At 51.0% G+C, this 14,239-nt stretch carries 8 protein-coding genes; 3 read left to right on the plus strand and 5 right to left on the minus strand.

The features are described 5' to 3' along the window. Positions 1 to 169: 169 nt before the first annotated feature. Positions 170 to 499, plus strand: a complete 330-nt coding sequence (locus H6G21_RS12970; protein ID WP_190573842.1) for a hypothetical protein — start codon at positions 170 to 172, stop codon at positions 497 to 499. A gap of 105 nt (positions 500 to 604) precedes the next feature. Beyond that, on the plus strand, positions 605 to 2,989 hold the full coding sequence (gene pcrA / locus H6G21_RS12975; protein ID WP_190573843.1) for a DNA helicase PcrA: 2,385 nt from the start codon (positions 605 to 607) through the stop codon (positions 2,987 to 2,989). A gap of 94 nt (positions 2,990 to 3,083) precedes the next feature. Here pcrA and H6G21_RS12980 read toward each other — a convergent pair whose 3' ends face one another. Together H6G21_RS12980 and dprA are read right to left on the minus strand one after the other, a co-directional pair. After that, entirely contained in the window at positions 3,084 to 3,704 is a 621-nt protein-coding gene (locus tag H6G21_RS12980; protein WP_190573844.1) for a universal stress protein, read from the minus strand. 483 nt (positions 3,705 to 4,187) lie between these two features. Beyond that, positions 4,188 to 5,345, minus strand: coding sequence for a DNA-processing protein DprA (dprA, locus tag H6G21_RS12985; protein ID WP_190573845.1), 1,158 nt, complete (start codon positions 5,343 to 5,345; stop codon positions 4,188 to 4,190). Between the two features lie 194 nt (positions 5,346 to 5,539). Between dprA and H6G21_RS12990 the strand changes: the two genes are divergently transcribed. Continuing rightward, entirely contained in the window at positions 5,540 to 6,751 is a 1,212-nt protein-coding gene (locus H6G21_RS12990; RefSeq protein WP_190573846.1) for an IscS subfamily cysteine desulfurase, read from the plus strand. Between the two features lie 18 nt (positions 6,752 to 6,769). On the opposite strand, the gene H6G21_RS12995 is transcribed toward H6G21_RS12990, so the two are convergent. From H6G21_RS12995 to H6G21_RS13005, 3 genes are all read right to left on the minus strand, one after another. Next, positions 6,770 to 10,219, minus strand: coding sequence for a HEAT repeat domain-containing protein (locus H6G21_RS12995; RefSeq protein ID WP_190573847.1), 3,450 nt, complete (start codon positions 10,217 to 10,219; stop codon positions 6,770 to 6,772). 343 nt (positions 10,220 to 10,562) lie between these two features. Then, positions 10,563 to 12,797 (minus strand): ATP-binding protein, encoded by a 2,235-nt coding sequence (locus tag H6G21_RS13000; protein ID WP_199307195.1) that lies wholly within the window; start codon positions 12,795 to 12,797, stop codon positions 10,563 to 10,565. 548 nt (positions 12,798 to 13,345) lie between these two features. Further along, positions 13,346 to 14,026, minus strand: coding sequence for a CIA30 family protein (locus H6G21_RS13005; protein WP_190573848.1), 681 nt, complete (start codon positions 14,024 to 14,026; stop codon positions 13,346 to 13,348). Positions 14,027 to 14,239: the final 213 nt, after the last annotated feature.

A 14,239-nucleotide genomic window follows, 5' to 3' on the forward strand; every position in this document is an offset into this window, starting at 1 on the left:
TAGTAGTCCACGGTATCCTTGCGCTAGATACCATAGCGCGTTAATCGTTCCTTAATGTCTTTTAATCAATCGTTGTACTACAGTGTACAGATCTTCGATCGGCACATCCTCTTGCCAAGAAATTTGCAAACTTTGTCACACTAGAGTCCATGATGTTGGGTGAAGACTCATGTTTGTGTATCCGGAGTTGTTACAACTCGACGAACAACGGTTAATCCAACGATGGGAACAGCCATCCCCCGCTGGAGAAGATCCCTTTACCTACTACACCGAAATTGCCCAGGCACTCCTCGATCGCATGGTGGCTGCGTTACCCGCCCTCACTGAGGACTTGGAAGAAGATGAATCCTGGCGAACAACAGCGTTGTTGCTCCTGATTCACTCCTACTACGTTCCCCGGTCTGACCTTAAATCTGACCCCGAATCCGCCCCTCACTCTGACCCCAAGGAAGTGCCGTCTGGGGGCAATTGTGGACAGGATTCATCTCCTTCTGCATAGGCGATAATTTCTGAACCGATCCGACTTGCCAGACGATCGCCCAAAACTCCCAGAAAACGCTATTGTGAGTATTTGGTCTGTCTCTCATTTTCTCTGCGCAAACCCATGGCTCAGTTTCAGGACTTTTTGGCACACCTCAACCCGTCCCAACGGCAAGCGGTCGAACACTTTTGTGGGCCATTGTTGGTTGTGGCGGGGGCTGGATCTGGCAAAACGCGAGCCTTGACCTATCGTATCGCGAATCTTGTTCTGACCCATCGTGTGGATCCAGAAAATATTCTTGCGGTCACCTTCACCAACAAAGCCGCCAAGGAGATGAAGGATCGGATTGAGCGGTTGTTTGCCGATCAGCAGGCTCAGGCAAGCCATGGCAAACCCTTGAATGCTTTGCCGGAATATGAACAGACCAAGCTGCGATCGCAGGTCTACAAAACCATTACCAAAGACCTGTGGATTGGCACGTTCCATGCCCTCTGCTGCCGAATTCTGCGCTTTGATATTGAGAAGTACACTGACGAAAAAGGTCGGACATGGACGAAAACCTTTTCGATCTTTGATGAATCCGATGTCCAAAGTGTGATTAAAGATATCATTGTTAATAAGCTGAACTTAGACGATAAGAAGTTTGAGCCGCGTAATGTTCGCTACGCCATCAGCAATGCTAAAAACAAAGGACTGTCTCCAGCAGAGGTAGAACGGGAACAGCCGAATTTCCGAGGTCGGGTTATTGCTGATGTGTATAACCATTACCTCGATCGACTGGCGGAAAATAACGCTCTGGACTTTGATGATTTAATTTGGCTTCCGGTAAAGCTATTTCAACAAAATGAACAGGTGCGGGATTACTGGCATCGACGCTTCCGTCACATTTTGGTTGATGAATACCAGGATACGAATCGCACGCAATACGATCTGCTGCAACAATTGACGACCAACGGCCAATCTCCGCGCAAGTTCAACGATTGGAACCACCGATCGATCTTTGTGGTGGGCGATGCAGATCAGTCGATTTACTCCTTTAGATCGGCGGATTTCACCATCCTGATGGGCTTCCAAGAAGACTTCGGCGATCGTAAAGCCGATACGGAAACGCAGACGATGGTGAAGCTGGAGGAAAACTATCGATCGACGGCGAATATCCTGGAAATGGCGAATGCGTTGATTGAGAACAATACCGAACGCATTGATAAAGTCCTCAAGGCTACTCGCGGGGAAGGGGAAGCCGTCTATTGCCATCGCTGTGAGGATGAAGTGGATGAGGCCGAATTTGTGGTGCGGCAAATTCAGAGCTTGGAGCGCACCAATCCAGAGTTGACCTGGGGCAAATTCGCGCTCCTTTATCGCACCAATGCCCAATCCCGCGCCTTGGAAGAATCCCTCCGCCGTGCCGCCGTGCCCTACAAAATCATTGGGGGCCTACGCTTCTACGATCGTAAAGAAATTAAGGATGTGCTGGCCTATTTGCGTGCGGTTGCCAATCCTGCCGATACAGTCAGTTTGCTGCGGGTGATTAATACCCCCAAACGTGGGGTCGGCAAATCCACGATCGAATCGTTAGTCAGAGCCGCCACGGAATTAGAGACATCTTTGTGGCAGATTCTCAGCGATGAAACTTCTGTTAAAACCCTGGCAGGCCGTTCTGCTAAAGGGGTTTTAGCGTTTTCCAGCTTGATTCACAAGTATCGTCAACGGCTTGATCAGATGTCTGCTTCAGAATTGGTGCAAAACTTGTTGGAGGAATCGGGTTACTTAGATGATCTGAAAATGCAGGGCACCGATGAAGCGATCGATCGCATGGAAAACGTGCAGGAGTTATACAACGCAGTCTTGCAATTTGAGGAAGACAGCGAAGACGATCGTAGCTTAACGGGATTTTTGGCCAGTGCGGCCCTCGCATCCGATCTTGACGATAAAAATAACGAAGATGAGGTCGTTTCCCTCATGACGTTGCATTCGTCGAAGGGGTTGGAATTTCCGGTGGTCTTTCTGGTGGGATTGGAACAGGGGCTATTCCCCAGTTATCGATCGCTGGATGATCCCGCCGCGATCGAAGAAGAACGGCGGCTGTGTTATGTGGGCATTACCCGTGCTCAGGAACGACTGTTTATCTCCTATGCGCGGGAACGGCGGCTCTATGGCAACCGGGAACCAGCAATGCCATCACTCTTTCTTGCGGAATTACCTAAGGAATTACTGGAAAGCAATACGCTGTCAGCGATCCCGTCCCGGCTGAGTCAGGGAATGGCATCGGGGCGGGTTGCTAGCAGTAAAACCGCTGGCAAGGCTGCAACTAGCTCAACCTTCAAAGCTCGGAACAATCCCCCCCAGGAATGGAAGGTGGGCGATAAGTTAGTCCATGAGGCGTTTGGGACAGGTCAGGTGAGCCATGTGTTTGGCAATGGTAGCAAGGTGAATTTAGGGGTGAAGTTTCCTAAAGCTGGACACAAGATTATTGATCCGAAGATTGCGCCAATTCGCAAGGTGCAGTAAGTTGCCTCTTGACACTCCCCCATCTGAAGCACGGGGGGATTCTTGGCTCTAGGAAGTCACTTGTCCTGACAGGATTGCTCCAGTGACGAGGGTTTTACGCATTTACCTGATAACTGGAGTAAGACGACAAAGACGCTGGGTCAGGATAGGCATGGGTCGCCACGGTTGGAGATTGCGGATGGCTGCTCGTCGCAGTCTCAGCCTCCGGCCAATCAACCGTCTGCACCATTTCATGCACCACCAACACCGAACAAGATGCATGTTGCAGAATATATTGACTGACACTATTCATACCCACCTGACGCACCCCTTGGTTTTCGCGATGGCCAATCACAATTAAGTCCGCTTTCCATTGATCGGCAAGCTGACAAATTTTCAACTCTGGATTCCCCATTTGGCAAGCCACCTGCGTGGCAACCCCTTTGGCGATCGCCTGCTGAAGATAGAGATCGATCCATTGTCGCGCTTTTTTCAATTCATGTTCTAGGCGATGTTGTTGCACCCGTCGCAGCGTATCGTACATCGACTGCGCATCCTGGGCATTGCGAATATCGAGAGACGTGGGCATCGTCGCCTGCACATCGCGATCGGTTTTGACCGTATGGGTAATTAACAAATGACTAGCCTGGGGATGCACCTGATCGATCGCGCGACCAAACACCCAATCATCCTTACTGGAGTGATCCAAAGCAACTAAAACGCGGCGAAAGCTCATAATTGAATCCCCTCGCATACAGCATGGTATCAAATCAAGCTGGACAACAGATAAACCGTAGTTAACCGTAGTTAAACCATAGTCACGGTCATGGAAGGAACTGAGTTAGCAAGTAGGCGAGAGAGATGCAACCCAGATAAGCGGATGACATAACATAATTGCCCCCAGAACGTAACGCAAAAGTTGATTTATTCAACTCTGGGACTATCATTGCAATTAAAGTTCGCGATCGATCCTAATCAGAAACAAAGTTAACTAACAATAGATTAGCAGATGGAAATCAGTAGATCGAAACCCATGAAACGTCAATGTCGCAGCGCCAACAGTCTAATTCAAGCCTACTGAGAAGTATGATATAAATCCAGGAAGTTTCCAAGATTGACAAAAAACAATACAAAAGTTAATAAACACCATCGACGGACAACACGATCGCATCTCAATTTGTGACTCTGCCGCAGGCAGAAAGCTAGGGAGTCTGCCCCTTCACACCACGCGATAGCGCATTCCAGGATCTTGATGCACCACACCCATGAGTTCCAACTGTAAAAGAGCACTACTCACATCTCCCGTCGGCAATTGCGTTTGCTGAACCAAGCAATCGATCGGCACTGAGCCATCCATCTCAATCAGCATTTCCAGAATCGTTCTCAGCATCGGTTCTAAAGTCGTTAAATCAACAGAAGCCATCACTGACGCTGAAGATGAACTTGGTGCTGATGCACTTTGCACTGTCGCTAATGTTGTGTAATCAATTCCCGGTAACGCCCCCAGTAGGGTTAACAACTTCTCCGGTTTCGGGATAATTTGCGCCCCTTGGGAGATCAAGTTAATGCAACCTTCAGCTTGGGGATTATCCAGATTGCCTGCCAGGGCATAGACTTCCCGTCCACACTCATTCCCCAAGCGAGCAGTAATCAGGGCACCGGACTTTTCACCAGCTTCCATGACTAAAATCGCTCGGCTAAGACCCGCGACAATGCGGTTGCGGCGGGGAAAATGGGCTTTATCCGGCTTGGTTCCGTGGGGATATTCACTCAGCAGCAGTCCCCGATCGAGGATTTGCCGATACAACTGGCGGTTACTCGCAGGATAAATTTGATCAACCCCCGTTCCGAGCACTGCAATCGTCGATCCCTGCGCCTCTAAGCAAGCCTGATGGGCGATCGCGTCAATGCCATCCGCCAACCCCGACAAAATCGTAAAGTTGTTCTGGCTGAGCAGTTTACTAATGCGGTGAGTCCAGCGTTTACCGTAATCCGATGGGTTGCGCGTGCCCACAATGGCAATTCCAGGCGCAGTTGCGAGGTTAGCCAGCAGGTGGGGATTGCCTAAATAATGCAACACCGCAGGCTTATCTGGAATTTCCTGTAACAGCGGAGGATAGTCTGGATCGCTAGGCGTCCAGAACTGGGGATTGCTTTGCTCATAGGCCCGGAGAAGTTCGATCGGGTGCAGATCGCGGCGATCCTGCACAATGCGATCGGCGGTCAGGAGGCCAATGCCCTCCACGTTTAACAATTCCGCTGCCGTTGCCTCCCAAGCCGTCTGCAAATCCCCAAAATACTCGCGCAGCCGGTTGAGCAACACATCCCCCACCCCTGCAACTTCCCGCCAAGCCAACCAGTACGCCCGCTCCTGCACCGTTTATTTCCCTACATGCTCAATTGTGCTTAATTCGATCATTTGAGTTATTATGCCCAGATTGGGTTAGGGCTTGATACCGGTCTTGATCCCGTAGGGATTCTTGATCCTGTTTTGATCCATGTGCTTTGCGCTGTAGCGTTTGACCTATCACGATCGTGTCTTTTGACGTTCATTAACCTGCCACTGCCACCATGCCCGATCGTCCGATCTACCTTGACTGCCACGCCACAACACCCGTAGACGATCGTGTCTTTGAGGCGATGAAACCCTTTTTTACAGAGTTTTTTGGCAATCCCGCCAGCGTGACCCATCAGTATGGCTGGGAGGCCGAAGCCGCCGTCAACCAGTCAAGGACAACCCTCGCAGATGCGATCGGCGCAACCCCCGAGGAAATTATTTTCACCAGCGGTGCAACGGAAGCGAATAACCTGGCAATTAAGGGCATTGCCGAAGCGTATTACAGCCAAGGCAAACACATTGTCACCGTTGCCACGGAACACAATGCTGTGCTTGATCCCTGTCGGTATTTGCAAACCTTAGGCTTTGAAATCACCATTCTGCCAGTGCAATCCGATGGCTTGCTAGATTTAGCGCAATTGGAAGCCGCCTTGCGATCGGACACCATTCTCGTGTCGGTCATGGTAGCGAATAACGAAATTGGGGTTGTGCAACCGATCGCTGACATCGGCCAAATCTGCCACGATCGCCAAATCATCTTCCACACTGACGCCGCCCAAGCGATCGGGAAAATCCCCCTCAACGTACAAAGTCTGCAAGTGGATTTGATGTCCCTGACAGCCCATAAGGTCTACGGCCCCAAGGGCATCGGAGCCTTGTACGTGCGGCGACGCCATCCACGAGTCACCCTAGCCCCCCAACTCCACGGCGGGGGCCACGAACGGGGCCTCAGATCGGGCACACTTTACCCGCCCCAAATTGTTGGGTTTGCCAAGGCCGTGGACCTTGCCCTAGCCACCTTACCGGAGGAAGCCCAACGCCTCCGCCAACTCCGCGATCGCCTGTGGGCCCAATTACAATCCTTGGCAGGTGTGCACCTCAACGGTCATCCTGAGCAACGCCTACCGGGAAATTTAAATCTCAGCATTGCTGGAGTGGACAGCGCAGCATTACTCGTAGCATTGCAATCCACGATCGCCATTTCCTCCGGTTCCGCTTGCACCTCCGCTAAAATTGCCCCCTCCCACGTCCTCACAGCCTTAGGTCTGACGGATGACCTCGCCTTTGCATCCCTGCGCTTTGGCATTGGTCGATTTAACACCGAAGCTGAGATCGATCGGGCAGCCCAAGCAGTGATCACAGCAGTCAACACACTGCGTAATAATGCAATCAACACACCGCACAGTGATGCAATCAACACCGCAATCAACAGCCCCCCTGACTGACCGATAGCGCCAACCCGTCTAACTCAGGGCCGTCACGATCGCGGAAGCCTCTTCACCATTGATCCGCCACAAGGCCCGACTGGCCTCCTGCCGCACGAGGGATAGCTCCCCTTTGCACGCTGCAATCAGTGCCGGAACTGCCTCCTTAGCCTCCGACCCGATCGCGCCTAAGGCATAGGCCGCCACCCAGCGCACCTGCCAATCTTCATCCTGCAAACAGCGGGTCAGCGCAGGCACCGCAATTCTGGCATTGGATTCGAAACTCGCTAGCACCCAAGCTGCACTACTGCGAACGTGGGGCACCTTGGATTCCAACGCACTAATTAAGGCAGGAATCGCCACCGTTCCAATTTTTCCAAGGGCCGCGATCGCCTCTCCCGAAATGCGGCGATCGGGATCCCGAATCCGCTCCACCAAGGCCGGAATCGCACTGCGAGCCTCCGCCCCAATCTGACCCACGGCACGAATGGACTCCTGGCGCACCTGCCAGTGATCATCCTGGAACGCTTTCACCAATGCGGGTAACACCGGTTTCGCCGAACTCCCCAAATCACTCAGCTCACGAATTGCCCGCAGGCGACTGTCCAGTAACTCATCCTGCAACTTCGGTGCCAGCCGCGCCAGCCGCTGCTCCACCTGGGCCCGCCGCAGCAATTCCGCACTCAACCCCACACGCCGCCCTAGCTCATCCAGAATAAATTCCGGAATATCCATATCGACGCCACGGGAAAGACAACAATCCCGCAACGCTAGCAGAAATCCTTGGATGCTTTCTGGTGCACCGGGCATGGCATCCGCTTGCAGCAAAAAGTCAGCCCACAAATAAGCCTCATTCCCATACAACTCGACTAAATGGAGGGCGGCTAAACATTCTGCCAATGGATCAAGGGCGAAGCAGATTTGATCCTGGGCAGGGCCAACGGTATGCAGAATGCGTAAGCGTTTTTCTAAATGTTTTAAGTGATTTTTTGCCGTTTCACTATCCACTCCCAACTGCGTTTCCAATTCCATCAAAATCGTTTCTCGCCGCGCAGGAGTCGGACGGAAAGATTGCTTTAAGCATTCCCAAGCAATAATTTTGCTGTCTTGGTGAATGGTGGGATTATCCGGTTCATCTTCGTTATGATTCCGGTTGAGTTCGTTTAAGTAACTCAGCATTAAATCAGGAATATTATCCGGTAGATTGTCCTCCCGATCGTGATCCTTGGTGGAAATCATTTGCTCAGCATAGAGTTTCGCTAGCAAGACGGTAATATTGCGCTGCCCCACCATTTTGGACAACTGGCTACAGGCGTCAAAGTATTCCGAATCCTTAAACAATTCCCGTTTATTGCATTGGGTCAAATAGGCTTCTAGGAAAGATGAAAGACGATTGCCTTCAATTCGCATTGGACGCACGATCGTCTTCGGCACGCCATCCAAGGTTTCCTCCACCCGCGACGTCACAATTAACGCATTGGCCGGAAAATCGGGATGGCCAGGACGAATCTCCTGCCGCGTCGCATCACTCAGTTCCGAAAGGCGATCGACGATGACTAAAATGCGGCGTTGGCGCAGCAGTTTTTCAATGAATTCATCGGACAGCGGTTCCGCCGAATCCACCAGCGCCTGTAACTGCCCCCGAATCGCTTCCCGGAAGGGATCCTTGTCCTCCGGCACTTTAAAATCCAATTCCTGCTCCAGCAACACCGGAATCATGCGATGGCGGCAGAGGCGTTGGTCTTTGTGATCGGCCATAGCCCACTTCGCCATATTGCAGGCCAAACTGGTTTTGCCAATGCCCCCTTCCCCCCAAATCAGCAAACATTGCCGCCCATCCCAGAAGGTGGAATGCATATCCTGGCTGCTCAGTTCCGCGATCGTATTGCCCTGCATCACCACCGGAATGGGAATATAAACGGCCCGATCGCTCACCGTACTCTTGTGGGCAAAGGCATCCCGCGCGATCGGCACTTGTTGTTCCACCCAGGCATCCAGCACCCGAGGATGGTAATGGAACCAGCCCAAAAACATGACAAACCGCAGAGGCACCTTAATTGTGTTGCCTAGGGGGGTCGGCAATTCAAAATCCGTATAGGGTTTGAGCAAATCGTTGAGTTTCAACAACCACAGCGGACGCAGCAACAAAATTAAGAGCCAAAACGCAGGCGTGGCCACAATGTATAACCCCACCAGGGCGATCGCAGGATTCTCCTTGGCCCAATCTAAGGTGCGCTCAAACAGTTGGGAATCCTTTGTAGATTTCAACACCGTGAGCGATCGCTTGACCGCTACTACCACTTCATCACTGAAACCATTCTCAGGATCCTCTAAAACGGGCAACATTTTTTCCAGATGTTCGATCGCATCCATCAGCTCCTCACGGGACAGCTTCGTCGCTTCATCCTGGAGTCCGCCTGCAATGCGACTCAGGGCATTGGCCGCACTCAGCCGCACACCCATATTGGTATCTTTCAAGGTTTCAGTCAGGGCTGGCAGCGCTGCTTGGGACTGGGAGCCGATGCGGCCTAAAGCCGCCGCCGCATTTAACCGCACATCCTTATCCGCATCCGCCAACACCTTCATCAGATCGGGAATCGCGGGGGCAGCAGCTTCTCCCATGCGCCCCAGGGAGAGCGCCGCAAAGGACCGTAATTCCCGATCGCTGCCTTGCAATAGCTTAACCAACTCTTCCACCGACCCCCCGGCCTCTCCCCCAATCCGACCCAGGGCTGTAATGGCACTGAGGCGAATATCCTTATCGGGATCATGCAACGCTTGGCTCAGGGCAGGGACTGCCGCTTTGGCATCCGCGCCCAACCTTCCCAAGGCCGTAATTGCACTTTGCCGCACTCCTTCATCGTTATCCGCCAGCGCCTCAACCAATTTAGGCACCGCACTTTTGGCATCACTTCCCAGTCCAGACAACGCCGCAATCGCATTGGACTTGACCCCCTGACTGGAATCTTCCAACGCCTCAATCAACGCAGGTACGGCAGGTTTGGCCGCATTTCCCATACGGCTGAGGGCATTGGCCGCGCTAATCCGCACCCCTTCATTGGGATCCTTCAGCACCACAATCAGTTCAGGAACGGCGGCCTTGGCCTTAGGCCCGATCGCCCCTAGGCTGCGCGCGGCTTGACTCCGAATTTCTGCATTGCGATCGCTGAGGGCTTCACTGAGGGCGGGCACCGCTAATTCTGCATCGGAGCCAAGTTCCGACAGGGCCTCGATCGCAGCAAGACGATTTTTCAGGGGAGCCTTACGATTTTCGATCACTTCTAGCAAAGGCTCGATCGCGGCAGAACCGGCTTGTTGCAATTTTTGGACAGCTTTATCTCGCTTAGCTTCATTGGTCAGTTTCTGCACTTCGGCCACCAGTCGCTCACTGGCCCAGACCGGGGGAGCCGTCATCAGCGTAATAGGCATCACGCACCAAGCACTGAGCTGCATGACCCAGAATAGCGATCGTAGATTGGAAGTAGCCATAGCACCCGCCAGAAAATCAACGTTGTGAGGACGAAACGCTTAGCAGGGTGCCATCTAAAAACTCGCGTCCATCCTAATTTGCTATTCACAACCCATCTGCCAGCATCCCCGGACAGAGCAGCTCTTAACCAGTGGATCCAAATACAGCATGATTGCAATCGAAAAATCAGGAAGGAATGACGATGCTCGGAACGAAAGGACGGTGATGAGAAGTAGATGACGATGCCTAAAAATAGGCAACCCTGCTGCGCCTAGGATGCCCAATGAGGGAAACCACCGAACAGGCGATCGCAAAATTTTCCAATCCTCGCAAAATTACGGGAGCCAGGGGCAGTAATTTTCGTCAAGCCTGCTGCTGCCAATCTTCACTTGGATCGGCATTGGCCGCTTGCATCGGAATGTGAATCACAAACTCAGTCCCCACTCCGGGGGTTGAGCAAAATTTTAGGTGCCCTTTGTGCTTTTCTGTCACGATTTGATAACTAATGGACATGCCCATCCCTGTCCCTTGGCCCACGGGTTTGGTGGTGAAGAAGGGATCAAAAATGCGCTGTTGGACGTCCGGGGGAATGCCGCTTCCCGTATCCGAGATCGCGATTTCCACCCAGTTCGATCGAATCACGGATGTACGGATCCCAATGCGCCCCATAATTTCAGCATTCTGAAGCGGTTTTTCTTGGATCGCGTCGATCGCATTGGCGATCACATTCATAAACACTTGATTCAGTTGTCCTGCATAGCATTCCACAGGGGGTACATTCCCATAGTCACGCACAATATCAATGGGTTTACACTGGCCTTGGGCCTTAAGGCGATGCCCCAGAATCATCAGCGTACTGTCAATCCCTTCATGAATATCTACGGTTTTGATATCCGCTTCATCAAGGCGCGAAAAATTTCTGAGGGATTTAACAATATCACGAATGCGTTCGGTTCCCGTTTGCATGGAAGTTAATAACTTCGGCAAATCATCCTTCAGAAAATTCAAGTCATAGTTAATCCTAGCCTCCACGATCGATGCCGTGGGATAAGGATATTCCGTTTCATAAACAGCCAACACCTCGAACAGATCCTGCGCATATTGGTGGGCATGGAGAAGATTGCCGTGAATAAAATTAACCGGATTATTAATCTCATGGGCAATGCCTGCAACTAACTGTCCCAAACTGGACATTTTTTCTGCCTGCACCATTTGGGCTTGCGTACTTTGCAATTTTTGCAGCGTTTGTTCCAGATGCAGGGTCTTTTCCCGCAAGGCTTGGGTGCGTTCCTCAACTTTTTGTTCTAGCGTTTGACTATATTTTTCCAGTTGCTGTGTTCGTCTTTGAACTTTTTGTTCTAATGTTTGGTTATAGCTCTCAAGCACATACTGAGCTTCCTGTTGTTCTTGCAATAACTGTTGTACCCGTTGAAGTAATTGATTAAAAGATTGGGATAATACACCTACTTCATGGGTACTATTCGTAGCAGCCGCTTGGAGGGTGAAATCGGCTTTTTCCGTAGCCTGTTGCACCACGGAAGCTAAGTGATTTAAGGGAGCTGAGATTGTGCGCGCAAAGCTCACAATTCCAACGGTCACCACAATACTCAGGCCCAGGAAAAACCAGCTAAACATGGAAGCCACTTGGTAACCTGCGGCTTGAATTTGCGTTAGTTTCACTGAGGTCACCGTCACCCAATTGGTCTCCGGAATGGTCATCAGTGCATATTGCCGATCGCCCGCGACCCAATACACCAAATGATGATCTTCAAAGGATAACCGATCGGATAGAACAGCCCCATTTACTAAATGACGCAGTTGTTTAAGAAGTTCTGCTTGGTCAGGAATCTCTTGGGAACTACTAATCCCCTTGGGCTGCACCGTCGCAATTACCGTAGGCTGCGTTCCCACCGCAATCAGTTGAAGCTGCTCAGAACCCACCAATTGCAGATTTTGCACATCCTTTTTTAAATATTCCAATTGGTCGGCATCATAGCCCCCCTTCAGGACACCCGAAAAAATCCTGGTTTGTGAATCATAGATAGCCGCCACCATTTCGATCGTCACTCTTTGAGTAGACTGATCAAATTTAGGAGTCCCTATCCAATGTTCTTTGTGCTTTCCGTGCTGCCACCAAGCTTCATCACTCTGCACAAAGTCACTGGTCGGTTGGCTATAGGCGACATTGAAACCATAACGCTCTGTAATAAAAATTTCAGCAAATTGACTACTCTCACCAGCACTTTTTAAGTACTGGTTCAGGGATAGATTCGGTTGGATTAGCTTTGTCTGGCGAAATTGGGCTTCAACCTGCTCAATGGGCAACTTGGGCAGATCCATCGCGTCCGCCTGCAAAGTCCCCATTTTCACACTATCTAGTACCAAGGGAGTCGCAGCGATCGTCTTGAGCAAGGCAAGTTTACTTTCTAAATCTCGATGGGTTAATTCTGCGGTTGTACCAGCTAGGGATTTCAGTCTCGTCTCAGCTTGTTGGGCGGCCCGTTGGTAGGTCAATCCCCAAACGATCGTACCTGCGATTCCGATCGGCAGGAGGCTCATGGGTAAAAAGGTGACCAGCAGCTTCTGCTGGAGAGACATGGCCGACTTCTTCTCTGATCCCCAAAAGTTCAAATGCCGCAATTTCATAAATTGATAACGCCACTGTTTCAGGCAAAAGATTTGTTAGTCAAACACTGTTGAAGTAGAACGCTTAAAGTAGAACGGTCTTGGCTTTAGTTCAGCTCTGCCTAGTGTTTCCCTTAGCGCAGAATTTGATTGTTCGAGGGGCTAGAAAAAACGATGGAACGACTAGACAGGAAAAGTAGATTAAGCAACACCATACATTGGCAGAATGCCCTGATACACGGCAAAACTACCTAGATGTTGATGAATCTCAATATCAACTCACCCTGTCGGTGGGAGATCTTCCGACCCAATATTGCAGTAACCAGTCGCAGTTACTTTTCTATCAATTCCCGGTATTATTCTCCAGTGCAATAGATTACTAAAAACAACAAGTTTGGATTGAGACATTAGATTGAGACAAATAACCTAACCCCAACCTGGGAACTGTTTAGACTGATTTAGCAACCGAAACAGTTCTGGCAGCCCCTGCATGAGGCGGATTCTGGAGGCATCACAGAACACTAGTAGGCTGTAATCGACGAAAGCACTAACTGAAACTGTCCTGGAGTGAATTTTGGATTCAGTTGGCCATCGTACTCAAATTTGCTAAGCATCAATTGCAACGATCGAATTTGGCTGGGGTTGATCGGCGCTGTATTTTGTAACGTCTTAGCCCGAAACACCGGAATCATTTCTGCAAAGGGAATGCGGATCGTCATCCACTCATTGGCCTGGGTATCAAAGGCGTAGGCATAGGCGATCGTGTCCCAGCCCATATCACTGCGCGCCAGGAATTTGTAACGATTGCCATCCCCCTTTAACCGCAGTTCCAGCCCTTGATAAGTAGCCAAATTGAGCGGAGCCTCAAAATTACGGGTCCGCACCGAAGCAAAGCCACCGGAATTCGCCGTGGAAACATTTCCCGTAAACAGCGCTCCCTCGATCGTCCGGATCAACGAACTCGCACTCACCCCACCCATCACCACATCATCCACGGCTCCCCAGGTTTGGGGCAGGTTGTCGATCGTCGTAAAGTCAAACACCACCGCCTGTCCAGAGTTTGCCTGGATCACTTGGGGTTGGGGAACGGGGACATTCGGTTGAAACATTTTTTGCATCCAACTGACGATCGGAATCGCTTCAAAGTAATCCAGCGTCTTCACCAAGCGACCTAAATTTTCCAAGGGATTGGGTTGAGCCATCGGGATTACTCACCAAACTGAGCGCAATGAACGGTTACACGGAGCCAGTACTTCTATTCTAAGGATTTATCGGTTCCCCTGCCGCGAGTGGTTAGCTGGATCACGCCTATGGATCATCTGGATCATCCCGCAATTTTCCACGATCGACCCGATCGGTTCAGGGGAGAATTTCAGGAACCGTCGTCAGGCTTGTTACTTTTTTTCATAAAGATT

The sequence above is a fragment of the Alkalinema sp. FACHB-956 genome (assembly GCF_014697025.1).
Taxonomy (GTDB): Bacteria; Cyanobacteriota; Cyanobacteriia; order Leptolyngbyales; family Leptolyngbyaceae; genus Alkalinema.